Origin of the sequence: uncultured Mobiluncus sp., from assembly GCF_947087965.1 — a bacterium.
Taxonomy (GTDB): Bacteria; Actinomycetota; Actinomycetes; order Actinomycetales; family Actinomycetaceae; genus Mobiluncus.
In genome coordinates this window covers 14369-27944 of record NZ_CAMUES010000006.1, presented here as the reverse complement: position 1 = coordinate 27944, position 13576 = coordinate 14369, and the positions used below count along the sequence as shown (strand labels likewise).

Sequence of the window (13576 nt, the reverse complement as noted above, 5' to 3'; positions counted from 1 at the left end):
ACTTTGGTAGAAATGGGTCTAACGGATCTTTTAGAACAGGATAGCGAGGGAAACTATCAAGTTAAACGACCCGCCGGACTCGCGCCCAATATGGTATTCAAAGGCTGGGCCCTGGACCCTGCCGGACAGAAAATGGTTTTTAACAGCGAGGAAACCATGCCCGCTCACAACCTGGTCCTCTACGCCAAGTGGGAAGAACCTGACTATAAGTGGAAGGTCACTTTTGACCCGGCAGGTGGCACTTTAGATTCAATTGACGCCAAATACCTCGCGACAGAGCAAAAAACTATCCAGGAGACACCCGGCGACCCTACCAGTAAAGTTAACTACCCTCAGAAGACCGTTACTCCGGGCGCTGCTCCAAGTGACCCACAGGTATTCACCGTGTTGCATCGGCAAAAACTGGTAGCGCCTAAAAAACCCACGCGGGGCGATTATTCTTTCCTGGGATGGGAAGTGTTACACTACAAAAAAGACCCCCAGGGCAACTACACCAACGATTTTGATAATTCTTATCGTAAGCGATATATCGTCCCCGAGCTGTATTCTTTTGGAAATGATGTGGTGGATCCCATTTATCTGCGGGCAGTTTGGGTGAAAAGAAATTTCGAAAAGGTACTGGTGTATCACCACTTCTTGGATAGCCAATACTGCATCGACCCGAATATTCCTGCTAAAATCATACCCTTAAAAGAACGAGCCGGCCACTATGCGGTGTCATACGCTTCTCAACTAAGCGAGACTTGGCTCCTGGCCCAAGATGAGGAACTGCAGAAAACTAAAGATTCGCAGCTTAAGAAACTCTACACCGAATACAACAACCGTATGCATTACGATAACACCGGTTTCCAAATGCTCAAAGTTGAGCCGAAACAAATTATGGACAACACTGGAAACCTTGTAGATAATCCCAACTACGCTAACAATGTCTTCCACTATTTCTATATTCCTTTCCGGACCCGCAACTACAAGGTTAACTACTTGGACGACAGAGGCCAGGCTGAATGGAAACAAGCCACTACCCCAGCTGCGAAACAGGAAGTTATTAAAAAATACAGCATCCTTGCGTCTGATAATGTTGTCAGTAAGGCAAGACATTATGATGCACGGAACTACAAGCCGATTAGCGGGTGGAAACTCACCTCCGCGCCGCAGCAACAGCTCTTTTACGATGTAGATGAAAACACCAATAAGCTAATCGGTATTAACGGCACCGGTTCCGATGAAATCACCTTCTTTTATCAGGATGTCAGAGTCCTCGAAGTGCCACAGGGTGGTGCAACTCCCAGCGGATATGTCCGAGTCACCTTCAAGGCCGATGAAGGCGGCTCCTTTGGCCAGGACGGCGCTGGGAACCCCATCAAAGAATTACATTACGATGTCCTCAACGGTATTAAATCGAAGCAGCTTCCCATCCCCCAACAGTTGGCAGGAACGCGTGATCCGAATAAACACTATGTGACTCCGGATTCCGAAAAGAGTTTCGACAAGTGGGATAAGGATCCACTTACTGACACTCCGCTCACCGAGGCTTCTTATGTCTTTACTGCGCAATTCTCTGGCGCAGCCCCAGGTGGAAACCCCGGCACTCCGGGGACTCCGGGAACACCGGGAACTCCGGGAACTCCAGGGACACCTGGCACACCTGGCACACCAGGCACCCCGGGAACTCCAGGCACCCCGGGAGGAAATCCCACGGGCCCAGTTTCACCCACTCCCTCCCCCACCTCGCCAAGTACTCCGGCTTCTCCGGCTACGCCCAGCACGCCAAACCAGCCCGATACACCGGCCTCGCCGAGTACACCCAGTCAGCCCAGCACACCGGCTTCGCCTGGCACCCCTGGTACGCCGTCTGCACCGGCTTCCCCGGGCGTGCCCAATCAGCCTAATCCGCAGGACAATCTGAACGCTTTTGATACAACGGTGACCGGAGCCAATTCGCTGCTCTACCTATACGCGGCAGTATTGTTTACCGCCACCGGTGGCTTGATCCTACGAATCAGCAGGAAGCGTGCCAAGGGCTCCCGGGCCTAGGACTATGCTCTAAGCGCCCCAACCCCGCGCCCCCGGCCTCGTGCGATCCTTCGTGCTACCGCAATGCCCCCGGCCACACACCACCTTGCCCCCACCCACACCCCTTGCGCGGCCGATATAGGTCAGGCACGCCGTTAATTTGCTGTCACCGCCCGGTTTATATATACTGTTTAGGCACTTCGGGGCATTGGCGCAGTTGGTAGCGCGCTTCCATGGCATGGAAGAGGTCAGGGGTTCGAATCCCCTATGCTCCACATTTTGAAAATCCGAGGACAGCAAGTCCCCGGATTTTCAAACATTTAAAGACTCTATAGGGGATTCGAACCCGAGAGGGCTGGCACCGCCCGAAAACGCGACTGCGTTTTCAGGTGCCAGCGCGAGGAACCGAAGATTCCGAGCGTGACACGATTTTCGCAGAAAATCGTGGAATTCCCTATGCTCCACCACAAACCCAAAATCGCAGCTAACGACCTTTTGCGAGCCAGAAAATCAAGCAAAAACCACCCCAAAAACCACCCATTTCACCCGCATAAAACCCAGTTCACATTCCTTTAGCCCCGAATCGTTCCGCGATTCAGTGCCTACCCACGGCCGACAACAACGCCCAGACCCGCGCCCGCAGCTACTGGTTCTGATGCGAAATGAGAGAGATGTTCAGATGCCCAAGGTGGGTTGGGCAATGATTGGCGGTTCCGTGACCTTAGTAATTTCGCCAAGTTTCGAGGTGGCGTTAATGAGTTTCTGGTCCCATGTATAGACAGTAGGGATTCCGAATGCTTGGGCGGTTGCGACCACGACTGCATCGGGGGCTTTAATATTGCAATCGGGAATCAGTCTCGCGGCTATTCTTGAAACTTTAGGTGTCAAGTCGACCGTGCGAAGTTTTAGCTTGGCGAGCTTGCGGAGAGTTTCCCGCACGGCTTCATTCCTTGCCTGAGCATCCAATGATTGTGCAAGTTTCAAGTCGCTGTTAGCAATAATTTCAAGAACGACAAGGGACGGTAACACCAGTGTCTCTCTGTTTTCGTTGACGATTTGTTCGGCTCGATTGGCGTGATTGTCTGCGGTCTCATTGAGGAATAGTGAGACAAGTATGCTGGTGTCGATTACTGCTAAGTATTTACCAGGCATCGCGCATCGCCCTGACCAAGGAAACGGAATCGCTGTCGTTAGCAGCGCGCTTCCAAATCCCTACAAGTTCACGCGCATCAATGGGTTCACCATCCCAATAGTAGTCATCAGGCTCAATAGAGGTGGCTTCCAGGGAAACAATGCTCATGCCGTCATCGCTGCGAACACCAACTCCCGTAACCTCGACAGGCTGCTCTATAAGACCACGCGCAGAGTTTGCCAATGATTCCGGTAAAGTCACCGTGACAGTCGGCGACCCCTCAAGGCGTAGCTTAATCTGGCAAGGTGCATCAGGTGTGCGGTGCGTGTACGAATAAATTACCCCGTTCACTTGGGTGAGCGCAGTATCAGGTTCAATCTTGACTTGCGACGCTATCCTTCCTATCTCTGGTGTAATTACCCGTTCCGGCAAGTCCCCGATGTTAAAAATAACCCCGGTTTTCGCGCCCTTACCTCCACGGAGTTTTGATAAGTCATCCACAGCCCTAAGACTACGATTCGTCCAGCCGGTCGGAGCCTTCCCACCGTGTACCAACATATCCAGCCCAGAATCAATGGTGGTTCCCGCCAGGTCAGGAATCTCTAGGACGGCTTCAGCTGAGCCAATGCACAAGTTCGTTACCACGGGTTCGCTGCGCTCGCCCCCCTCGACCGATTTCACCAAATCGCTGGCACGCTCGAGCATTTTTCCGACTTCACTTGCCGGTATAGTACCCGGCTCGCCTTCCAGTCGTAAACGCATCTCAGACATATTCCCCACCGCCTTCCAAGATAATTGAACCATAATATCGATCCGACGACAGGGGTTCCACGCAACTACTAACCCCCACGTTTCGCGCCGTGTTACGTGAGGTTCTCCCCCAACGCCCTTGGGAACAGTAGAACACACCACAAGTATCGCCGTGGCGAATTCCGGCGGAGCTAAGACGTTGGAATACAGCATTCCCGCGGTAAAATAAGGGTGACCGGTTTCTGAAGAAAGGAGGGCTGGACATGGATGAGGGCGAAGCGGAAATACGTTTGGTTCTCCAGCATATGCACCAGCAAAAGGTCATTACTGATCAAGAGTTCAAGGACATGAATTCATTCATCGATGAGGATGGGACTCTTGGCGCAATTGCAGGCATAAGCGCTGTGGTACAGAATGACCCAAATGGCATTCCCTCAGAACTGCTTGACGAAATCCTCGCCCTCGAACCAGTGTTTGAAGAGGGATATTATGAAGAAATGCTAGATGCGTTGCAGGAGCGCGTCTAACCAAACAAACCTCATCAGCAACCGTCTTGACATAGCGTCAGGGCGGTTTTCTTATGCCCGCTTATCCGGGGCATACCTCGACTACCCAACCAGCCCCCTTTAGGAGGGGTGTGTTGTTACACCAGGCGACACGAAGGTTTGGGGTTTTTCTGGTGGCCAATAACTACTCCGAAAGGGAGGCCTAACTATGCCCGAAACAAACACCAACGCTGAGCAGCCCCAGGCAGCTGCAAGCCCTGCCCAATCTTGACAAGTAGGAGTTCGGGTCTGCTTCAGGTTGACGGTAGAAAGCAGGTCTTTGCTTGCCTGTTCTTCCTCTCACGGTGTGGCATAATCGCTTTATGCGCAAACCCGAACTTGATTACGCTTTCCTCGCCAGCTATGCGGCAATTCGTGGTGGTTCCTTGACCGCTTTGGATGCCAGTTTTACCTCGATGAGAGTTCCAAAACAGCAGCGGCAGATTGAGTTTTCACTGGCTGGCCGTATTCGTGCAGATGCAAAAGCTCAGACCATACCCCTGCGCATAGAAGTTGCACTTCCTGGAGGGCATGCTATAGCTGCTGCAGATGTTGACTTGCCTACGAAAAATGCGGCACATTATGACGGTAAGACCGGTGTATTGTTTTCTTTCAGATTCAATCTGCCCGTTGTGAATGAGGGACTTTATGTTATTCATGTGTTAGTGGATGGTGAGAAATCGCGCGTGCTTAAGTTCAACCTAGTGCTGGAGTCCTGAACAGTATGGACGTCGATTTAATCTTTATTTCTCACGCGCGCGAGCGCATGAAGTCTCGTGGTGTCACAATAGCTGAAATCAAGCAGGTGCTTAGCAATCATTATTTCTCGGCTCCTGGTGACTCACCGGACCGAATGCGTTACACTGGGGTTCTGGAAGACGAGAGGGTTTTATCCGTTGTCATACGGCCACCACTTGATGAACAGGGGCCTTATACTGTCATTACGGCGTTTTTCGAAGATGAGGGGTGAATCATGGAAAATAAGGTAAAACTTGAAATTGATATGACCCTTGGTGTCGCTTACATGAGGCTTTCATCGAATCCGGTAGCCCGTACCATTCAACTCTCCGAGACTATGCTTCTCGACATTGACGCGATGGGCATAGTTGTTGGTTTGGAATTGTTGGATTTTGATGAAAAGGTACCCGCCGACTTACTGAAGAAACATCATGTACATTCCGATGTAGCCGACGAGTTTGCTAAGCTACAGCCCACGCTAAACAGCTACCTGGCTCATGTCACCATTGGCACTGACGCGACTGTAACCGCGCCACGCAACACCCGAGACCTACTCTTCACATAATCTACTAGACCCTGTTCTGCCGAGGGCTCGGCATACCTAACGTATTTTGAGCGCGAGGGTGATGTGGTGCCTCACATAGTTTGAGCGCGAAAGTGAAGCGTCCCGGGTTTTGTTCCTAGGTTTTTTAGTTTGTTGAAAGGATTGTTTTACGCCTAGGAAGTATTCGCAGGAGTTTAGGAATCGTGCTGTCGAGCTGGTTCTTGAGCAGTCCCGGCACGCTGCAGATATTCAGCAAATAGTTGAGGATGCGTAACGTGCCACTGATGCCCCACATCCGGAACGACCGCGAAGCGAGCTCCAGGAATAAGCCCAGCGATTTTACGCGACGCCGGCATGTTCGCTTTATCTTTACTACCGCAAACCACAGTTACCGGCATCCGCAAAGCTAATAGCTGCGAAGTGAGGTCTAAATATTTCAAGCTATCGAGCACCCCGAAAAGCTCAGCTTTACTCAGCTGCGGTGGGCAGACCCATTTTGCGGGCAACAGTCGCATCAGCACGCGCTGCAGGCTCATCAACAGTTGGGGCAACTTGGCTTGTGGAGCCGAAATAAACAACGAAACGACCTTGTCAGGGTGAGTGATGGCGATTTGTAAAGCTATCACTGCACCTAGTGAGAGCCCGACCAAGTGAACAGGTTCCGTGAGCGTATCAGCAATCTCGTTACTTATGCCCTCTAGTGACCAGTCAGCCATCGACGATTTTAATTTTAAAACCTCGAGAGCTGCGCACTCGGTTTGCGCCAGCTGCTTGACTACGGAATCCCACACCTCACAGGTCTCACCCAACCCGTGCAAGAATACGACTTTGGGAATATCACTCATTTACGCACCGCGAGAACCCCTACAACCAGGCTGGTAATCAGGAAACCGGCGACATTTCCGATAGCGGTAACCGGCGAAACCACATGCGTGACACCGAGAACAGCAAAACAGATAGCCGCAAGCAACAGTCCAACTGCTGCCAACAGCAGCCAGTTACGCGTTCGCACATTTTTCTTTTCCATAAGAGTCCTCTCCCCCTGGAAGCGTTTTCACTGATTATCCCATAAGTGGGTGAGAGCTATCCTTTCCCCAGTGCCGGCTAACTATTTTTTGATGTTTCGTATGGTTCCTGGCGGTATGTCTTTCCCAGGGTGATTCGGCACGGTCGCATGAACCACACCTAGTAAAGCCACTAAACAAAGCTGCGTAAAACCTGGGACGCTTCCGGAACGCAGTAAAATAAGGGTGACCGGTTTCTGAAGAAAGGAGGGCTGCACATGGATGAAGGCGAAGCGGAAACAAGAGCTGTCCTCCAACACATGTATGAAAGAAATGTGATTACCAAAAAAGAACTAGAGGACATGAACAGTTTCATCGACAATGATGGAACGTTCGCTGCACATGCAGGAATAAGTGCCGTGGTAGAGAACTCGTCAAGAGACATTCCTGCTGACATGTTGGATGAAATCCTTGCTCTTAAACCCTTTTTCGACGAGGAATACTACCAAGACATGCTAGATGCGCTAGCCGACCGAACGACTACCCATTAATCGCGGTGTCGGACACACCCACGTTATAGGAATCAATCCGCCAGTAAGGCTCGCGATGCTCGGACTGAATCACCGCCCAATGGCAGTTGTCCAAACCGCGCAGCCCATGCCACTGGGCCGGGTCGTGTCCCAGCAAAGTCACGATTCCCTGCGAGGTGGCAGACCCGTGGGAAACAAACAAAATCGTTTCGCCATCAGCAATTTTGTCAGCCCAATCGCGGTAAGCCTGAGACACTCGCTGGCCGACCTCGCGGCGCGGCTCCACGTTGGTAGTCGCTGGGTCAGGGTCGCCAAAATCGCGCCACGAGGTGAAATCATCGGGCCAGCCCGTTTTAATTTCCGTGGCGTTGAGCCCTTCCCAAGCCCCAAAAGCCCGTTCCATCAGACGTTCGTCGACTTCCACAGACAAGCCGAGCCGGTCGGCCAGCGCGTGGGCGGTATCGAGAGCGCGGCCCAAAGGTGAGGAGACCACCCTTGTGAAGGGCAAACGAGCCAACCCGACTGCGGCGTCTTGGGCCTGTGCTATTCCCGTTTCATTGAGGGGGATGTCAATCTGTCCCTGAATCCGGTGCTGCTTGTTGTAATCGGTTTGTCCATGCCGCCACATCACCAAGGTTTTCGTCATTGCCCTGTCCTCCTGTTCGGTCGACCCGTTACTGTTGTCCCTGCCGGCCAGCGTTATGAAAAGTCCTCGCCGATGAGGTCCAGCGGAGAGACGGGTTCGGGCGTCAGCGCGGGGCTGGACGGAGCGGGACTGTCAGTCTGAGCGGCCGGTTCCTCCGGATCGGGCACCTCAATCAGGGGCGCATCGGCCCACAAACGTTCCAACGCGTAAAACTGCCGGTCGTCCTCTTGCTGGACATGCACCACAATCATCCCGTAATCGAGCAAAACCCAATGAGCCTGCTCCAGGCCCTCACGACGCAGCAACTTTAAACCAGCTTTCGTCATCGCCTCGTCAACAGCGTCGACAATGGCCCGCACCTGACGGTCGTTATTGCCCGTAGCCAGCACAAACATGTCGGTCAGCACCAGGCGTTCGGAAACGTCCAGGGCGATAACCTCCGTGGCCTTCTTCGATTTTGCTGCTTGACCTGCTGCTATGGCGAGTTCGATGGACTTAGCGTCAGCACTCATACAGAAAAAATCCCCATTTCGGTCGTGGAATCAGACAGGAGAGCATCTCCTGGCGTGGCGGCTGGAGGGTCTGACGTAGCTGCGCTCAGCGTGGCTTCCGTCTCTAGCGTAGTTCCCGAGGCAGACGTCACCGCGGCGTTCTTGTCCAGAGCGAAGATGAGCATGCCCACGACCAAGACAGTCACCAGCACGACCAACGCCCAGCGAGCCGCCTGACCCAGCATCAGCAAAGTTTCGCCCCAACGCCCGGACTTGCGAATCAAACGTTCGGTGAGGGACTCCTCGAATTCGAACTCTTCCCAGTCGATGTTCTCCAGTTCTTCATCGGTGATGTCCTCGCCGAGTTGCTTACGCAAAACCTCAACATCGGCCTCGTGAAACTTTTGTTCGGCTTCTTTGAGCTCTTGGAGCTGTCGAGCCTCGGCCTGTTCCAGGCTTTCACGGCGTGACGAGCGGGATTCTTGTGGATTCCACAAGGTAGGCATTCCTGGTCGGCCGGGCATTCCCGGCATTCCGGGGCGGCCGTAAGGCATTCCGGGCATCCCATAGCCCGGCATACCCGGCATACCTGGCATACCCGGCATACCCGGCATACCCGGCATTCCAGGGCGACCATATGGCATTCCGGGCATCCCATAGCCCGGCATTCCTGGCATACCTGGCATCCCCGGCTGGCCAGGCATCCCCGGGCGGCCGTAAGGATTCGGACGTCCCCACATTCCGTAGGGAGCGCCCGGTTGTCCCGGCATCTGACCGGGTTGACCAGGCATTCCCGGACGTCCCGGCATTCCGGGCTGGCCGGGAATCTGTCCCGGCAGGCCTGCCATACGGGGATCGCCTGAGGGAGCTCCCGGAGTCTGGACCAGCATTTGCCCAGGTTGTGGTGATTGATGGGGCTGACCAGGCTGCTGACCGGGCTGACCCGGGACCGGTTGCCCAGGTTGTCCCGGCTGGGCAGGCGATTGCCCAGGTTGCCCTGGTTGGCCTGGCATCTGTGCCGGTTGCCCCGGATGATTAGGTTGGCTGATTTGATTGGGTTGACTGGTTTGGCCTGGCCTCTGCCCAGGCAATTGTCCGGGTTGTCCCGGCTGGGTTGGCGACTGTAATGGCTGGGTTGGCGACTGTGCCGGTTGTCCAGGTTCTCCCGCCTGAGCAAGCGGCGGTGTCGGTTGTCCGGGTCGTCCAGCTGACAGGGGCGGGCGCGCCGCGAAGTCCGGCATCATTCCCGGAACCTTGGCATCCGGCGCCAATCCGGGAGCCGCGGGGCTCGCGGGGCGTGAACCGGGCATTCCGGGCTGTGCCGGTGTAGTTTCCGGTGGAGTCGGCTGGCGTGTCGGTGCGGCTTCCATCTGGCCGGGACGCGGCACCGGCGGATTCGGTCGTGAGGTCGGTAACGTGGCTGACGATTGGGCCGGTTTTGGCAAGCCGCCGGGTCGTGAAAATCCCGGAACTGGCGGATTTGAGCTGCCTCCAGGTACCGCCGGCCTCGCCGCGGCAGAACCTGCCGGGGCGGAACTCGCCGGGGAAGACGGCAGAGGCCGGGACACGCTACCGGGAACAGGTGGGTTCGCTCGGGGCGGGGGAATCTGCGCGGAGCCTGTCGAGTTCGGCGCTATGGTTGGAATCATGCCCGTCGTGGAAGGGGGCACCGGAGTTCCCGGTGTCGGCAATTGGCGAACCGCCGTATCCGCGGGACGATTCCCGACCGGAACTGCGGGCTTTTCGGGCACCACCGGAGTAGTGCCGCGCACGAGGGGACGCTGGACACCGGCGACTTGCGGCCCGGCAGCACTGACGGCCTGAGCCTTGCCAACTACCGGAATCATGCCGGTCAAAGCCCCGTCCTTGTCAACAGCACGCACGGCCTGGGCAGTATTGGGAACCTGCAGAGCGGGACCGGTCGAACCGGCACCGGGCAACACTTGTCCCGGCCGGGGGGCGCTAGCTCCCAAGCCCGGAAGATTGACCGCCTGTACCGGCACGGGTCGCGGCCTCGGCTTGCCCTCGCTCACAGTCCCCCTCTCGACAAATTCATCACTGAACCTTCTGGCTGAGCCGCGTCATTCACCGCGGCCGCCGTCAAAGCCGCCTTGGGAACGGCATATGACGTCTCTCGCGGATCCGACTGCAATCGCGTGTCGTCAGTATAGAGTCCGTATTTAGCAATATATTGAACAACGCCTTCGGGTACCAAATACCATACCGGCTGGTGTGATTTTACCCGATTCCGACAGTCAGTTGAACTGATTGCCATGGCCGGAACCTCGACCAGAGAGACGTGCTGTGCCGGGAGGTTAGCGGGATTAAAGGAATGTCCTGGCCGAGTTACCCCCACGAAGTGCGCCAGTTCAAACAGCTGGTCGATGTCTTTCCAGCGCATAATGTCAGAAATCGCGTCAGCCCCGGTGATAAAGAATAGTTGCACGTCGCCTAAAGCGGCTTTCAGGTCAGTCAGAGTGTCAATCGTATAGGTCGTTTTGGCTCGGTCGATATCCACGCGAGACACCGAAAACCGCGGATTAGAAGCGGTTGCGATAACCGCCATCAGGTAGCGGTGTTCAGCCTCGGTGACCGGGCGTCCCAGCTTAAACGGCTGCATGAAAGTGGGCACAAAAATAACTTCGTCAAGGCCGAAGACCGCCTGAACTTCCGAAGCTGCCACCAGGTGACCGTGGTGAATCGGGTCAAAAGTGCCGCCCATCACGCCAATACGGCGCCGACGCTGATAGGGCTTTGCCGAATTGTCGGAATCCAACGCCCAAACGCATCTGTGCGAGCGAGACTCCATGACAGCCTTTCCTATCCCTTTGCCGCCCATTATGAGCACACAAAACTTCCTTTTATGAAATTATACCCGCCCGGACCTGAGTGATTTCTGAAAATGGCAAGGAATTCTGTAGTCGGACAGCGACCCGCATCCCGGTTCTATTCGGTTTCCCCGGGGTCATTCCACAGGCCAGACTCGCGCTCTGCGTCCAGTTCTTCCCGAGCACGTTTCTTGGCATCCATCCAGGCGTGGTAGTCGATACGGCGCTGCTGGTTGGTGCGGCGGGTGTTTTCGTAGAGTCGCGAGTCCGTGCCGCGCGCGCCCAGCAGTTCCGCTCCGGCTTGCAGGGTCGGCTCCCAGTCAAAAACAACACCCGTTTCGGGGTCGCCAATCACGACGGTATCCCCCGCGTGAGCCCCGGCTTTCAGCAGGTCGTCCTCAACTCCCACGTTTGCCAGGCGGTCGGCCAGGTAACCGACCGCTTCATCGTTAGTGAAGTCAGTCTGTTTCACCCAGCGCTCCACCTGTTCGCCACGGATAGAGAATCCCGGCTCGCCCTCAATCGTGGTCGTCTCAATGGTGTAGGTCTTGGCGGGGCGCGCTGATTTCGGCTGCGGGCGCAACACGGGTCGCTCGCTGTCGTCCTCGGGCAGTTGGGAACGGTATTCTTGGACCATTTCGGCCAGCCCAAAAGCGAGTTCTTTCAACCCTTCGTGAGTAGTCGCGGAAACTGTAAAGACCGGCCAGCCGAGTTTCGCAATCTCGGTTTCCATCAGGGCGGCCATGTCTCGCCCGTCCGGGACATCGATTTTGTTGAGAATAATGGCGCGTTGGCGTTCCATCAGGGGTGGCAAGAAGTCCCTCCCGGGACGGTAGCGGTCCAGGGATTTCGCGTAGTGAGCGAGTTCACGTTCCAAAGTCTTAATGTCGGCCAGCGGTTCACGTTCCGGATCCCACGCCGCCAAGTCCACCACGTGGGCAATCACGCAGCAACGTTCGATATGACGCAAGAAATCCAGCCCCAGACCTTTGCCCGAGGCAGCACCGGGAATCAATCCGGGCACGTCCGCCACGGTGTAGCGCGCCACCGGATTATCCACCACCGCCAGGTTCGGCACCAGGGTCGTGAAAGGGTAGTCGGCAATCTTGGGGCGCGCCGCGCTCATGGCCGCTATCAGCGAAGATTTGCCCGCCGAAGGGTATCCCACCAGCGCCACGTCAGCCATCGACTTCAGTTCCAGAATGACGGTACGTTCTTCACCAGGTTCTCCCAACAGGGCAAAGCCCGGTGCCTTGCGTTTCGCGGAGGCCAGGCCGTAGTTGCCCATGCCTCCCACCCCGCCGCGCGCGATGACCAACTGGGCATCCGGGGCGTCTAAGTCCGCCAGAAACTCGCCATCCTCACTGGTGACGACCGTACCTTGAGGAACATCGAGGAACAGATCCTCACCGCGACGTCCATCGCGATAGTCGCCCATCCCCGCTTGACCGCTCTCCGCTTTCACGTGCGGGCGATGATGGAAGGGCAACAGGGTCGTTTCTTGCGGGTTGACGCGCAGAATGACCGACCCGCCGTGGCCGCCAGCCCCGCCGTCCGGGCCCGCTAACGGCTTGTATTTTTCGCGGCGAATGGAGGCGCAGCCGTTGCCGCCAGCCCCGGCTTGGGCAAAAATTTTCACATAATCCACGAAGCTGACCATTTGAGCTACTGCCTCCCCTAGCTCCCTCACAGAGCCATCGTTACGTTAAACAGCAAGAGGGCTCGAACGAGCCCCCTCACGAAAGTAGTCACTGCCAACATTTAGGCGTTGGCGACTTCCTTAATGCTCACGATACGGCGATCGCGATGACGACCGAACTCTACTTCGCCGGTCTTAAGTGCGAACAGAGTATCGTCCTTGCCGATGCCCACGTTAAAGCCGGGGTGGTAGTGGGTGCCGCGCTGGCGTACCAAAATTTCACCAGCGTTAACCAGCTGACCGCCGAAACGCTTGACGCCCAGGCGTTGCGCGTTCGAATCACGACCGTTGTGGGAAGAACCGAGACCTTTCTTATGTGCCATTGTTACACCCCTTACTTAATGGAAGTTATCTTAATGCGGGTCAGCGGCTGACGGTGACCTTGACGCTTCCGATAACCAGTCTTGTTCTTGTACTTGACAATGGAAATCTTGGGACCCTTGGCCGCGCCCAGTACCTCCGCGCTGACCTTAACCTTTGCCACGTCAGCAGCCTGGGACGTTACCTTGGCGCCGTCCACCAACAGAATCGCAGGCAGCTCAATCGTCTCTCCCACTGCCTTGTCTACCTTTTCCACCAGCAGCTCTTCACCGACAGAGACTTTCTCCTGTCGACCGCCGGCCTTAACGATTGCATATACCACGTCGAAACTCGCT

At 55.6% G+C, this 13576-nt stretch carries 17 protein-coding genes and 1 tRNA gene; 7 read left to right on the top strand and 11 right to left on the bottom strand.

The window, feature by feature from the left end:
- Positions 1 to 12: 12 nt before the first annotated feature.
- Together Q0V70_RS07060 and Q0V70_RS07055 are read left to right on the top strand one after the other, a co-directional pair.
- A complete protein-coding gene (locus Q0V70_RS07060) occupies positions 13 to 2034 on the top strand; it encodes an InlB B-repeat-containing protein (RefSeq protein ID WP_366126862.1) in 2022 nt (673 codons plus the stop codon).
- 181 nt (positions 2035 to 2215) lie between these two features.
- Positions 2216 to 2288: transfer RNA gene (locus tag Q0V70_RS07055), tRNA-Ala, on the top strand.
- Between the two features lie 400 nt (positions 2289 to 2688).
- On the opposite strand, the gene Q0V70_RS07050 is transcribed toward Q0V70_RS07055, so the two are convergent.
- Positions 2689 to 3165, bottom strand: a complete 477-nt coding sequence (locus Q0V70_RS07050) for a type II toxin-antitoxin system VapC family toxin (protein ID WP_297590088.1) — start codon at positions 3163 to 3165, stop codon at positions 2689 to 2691.
- A complete protein-coding gene (locus Q0V70_RS07045) occupies positions 3155 to 3916 on the bottom strand; it encodes a hypothetical protein (RefSeq protein ID WP_297590086.1) in 762 nt (253 codons plus the stop codon). Before Q0V70_RS07045 ends, Q0V70_RS07050 begins: the two co-directional genes overlap by 11 nt.
- A gap of 242 nt (positions 3917 to 4158) precedes the next feature.
- Here Q0V70_RS07045 and Q0V70_RS07040 point away from each other — a divergent pair, with 242 nt between their 5' ends.
- From Q0V70_RS07040 to Q0V70_RS07025, 4 genes are all read left to right on the top strand, one after another.
- A complete protein-coding gene (locus tag Q0V70_RS07040; protein WP_297590084.1) occupies positions 4159 to 4422 on the top strand; it encodes a hypothetical protein in 264 nt (87 codons plus the stop codon).
- 341 nt (positions 4423 to 4763) lie between these two features.
- Positions 4764 to 5159 (top strand): DUF6941 family protein, encoded by a 396-nt coding sequence (locus Q0V70_RS07035; RefSeq protein ID WP_297590081.1) that lies wholly within the window; start codon positions 4764 to 4766, stop codon positions 5157 to 5159.
- Between the two features lie 5 nt (positions 5160 to 5164).
- Positions 5165 to 5410: a DUF4258 domain-containing protein gene (locus Q0V70_RS07030; RefSeq protein ID WP_297590079.1), complete on the top strand. Its 246-nt coding sequence runs from the start codon at positions 5165 to 5167 to the stop codon at positions 5408 to 5410.
- Positions 5411 to 5464: 54 nt separating this feature from the next.
- The gene (locus tag Q0V70_RS07025; RefSeq protein ID WP_297590077.1) at positions 5465 to 5743 is read left to right on the top strand and encodes a DUF2283 domain-containing protein; all 279 of its coding nucleotides are present in this window, start codon (positions 5465 to 5467) and stop codon (positions 5741 to 5743) included.
- 173 nt (positions 5744 to 5916) lie between these two features.
- Here Q0V70_RS07025 and Q0V70_RS07020 read toward each other — a convergent pair whose 3' ends face one another.
- Positions 5917 to 6567, bottom strand: coding sequence for an alpha/beta fold hydrolase (locus Q0V70_RS07020; RefSeq protein WP_297590075.1), 651 nt, complete (start codon positions 6565 to 6567; stop codon positions 5917 to 5919).
- Positions 6564 to 6749, bottom strand: coding sequence for a sodium:proton antiporter (locus Q0V70_RS07015; protein WP_295027682.1), 186 nt, complete (start codon positions 6747 to 6749; stop codon positions 6564 to 6566). Before Q0V70_RS07015 ends, Q0V70_RS07020 begins: the two co-directional genes overlap by 4 nt.
- Before the next feature lie 255 nt (positions 6750 to 7004).
- Between Q0V70_RS07015 and Q0V70_RS07010 the strand changes: the two genes are divergently transcribed.
- Positions 7005 to 7277 carry a hypothetical protein gene (locus tag Q0V70_RS07010; RefSeq protein ID WP_297590072.1) on the top strand — a complete coding sequence of 91 codons (273 nt, stop codon included), beginning with the start codon at positions 7005 to 7007 and terminating at the stop codon, positions 7275 to 7277.
- On the opposite strand, the gene Q0V70_RS07005 is transcribed toward Q0V70_RS07010, so the two are convergent.
- From Q0V70_RS07005 to rplU, 7 genes are all read right to left on the bottom strand, one after another.
- Complete coding sequence (locus Q0V70_RS07005; RefSeq protein ID WP_297590070.1) at positions 7267 to 7902, bottom strand: histidine phosphatase family protein; 636 nt, start codon at positions 7900 to 7902, stop codon at positions 7267 to 7269. The genes Q0V70_RS07010 and Q0V70_RS07005 overlap by 11 nt on opposite strands.
- Positions 7903 to 7955: 53 nt before the next feature.
- A complete protein-coding gene (gene rsfS, locus Q0V70_RS07000; protein WP_297590068.1) occupies positions 7956 to 8414 on the bottom strand; it encodes a ribosome silencing factor in 459 nt (152 codons plus the stop codon).
- Positions 8411 to 10426: a hypothetical protein gene (locus tag Q0V70_RS06995; RefSeq protein WP_297590066.1), complete on the bottom strand. Its 2016-nt coding sequence runs from the start codon at positions 10424 to 10426 to the stop codon at positions 8411 to 8413. Before Q0V70_RS06995 ends, rsfS begins: the two co-directional genes overlap by 4 nt.
- Positions 10423 to 11169 (bottom strand): nicotinate-nucleotide adenylyltransferase, encoded by a 747-nt coding sequence (nadD, locus tag Q0V70_RS06990; protein ID WP_311497536.1) that lies wholly within the window; start codon positions 11167 to 11169, stop codon positions 10423 to 10425. Before nadD ends, Q0V70_RS06995 begins: the two co-directional genes overlap by 4 nt.
- Positions 11170 to 11339: 170 nt before the next feature.
- The gene (gene obgE, locus Q0V70_RS06985) at positions 11340 to 12881 is read right to left on the bottom strand and encodes a GTPase ObgE (protein ID WP_282922638.1); all 1542 of its coding nucleotides are present in this window, start codon (positions 12879 to 12881) and stop codon (positions 11340 to 11342) included.
- A gap of 101 nt (positions 12882 to 12982) precedes the next feature.
- Positions 12983 to 13243 (bottom strand): 50S ribosomal protein L27, encoded by a 261-nt coding sequence (rpmA, locus tag Q0V70_RS06980; protein ID WP_004007117.1) that lies wholly within the window; start codon positions 13241 to 13243, stop codon positions 12983 to 12985.
- 11 nt (positions 13244 to 13254) lie between these two features.
- Positions 13255 to 13563, bottom strand: a complete 309-nt coding sequence (rplU, locus tag Q0V70_RS06975) for a 50S ribosomal protein L21 (protein ID WP_295027688.1) — start codon at positions 13561 to 13563, stop codon at positions 13255 to 13257.
- Positions 13564 to 13576 lie beyond the last annotated feature (13 nt).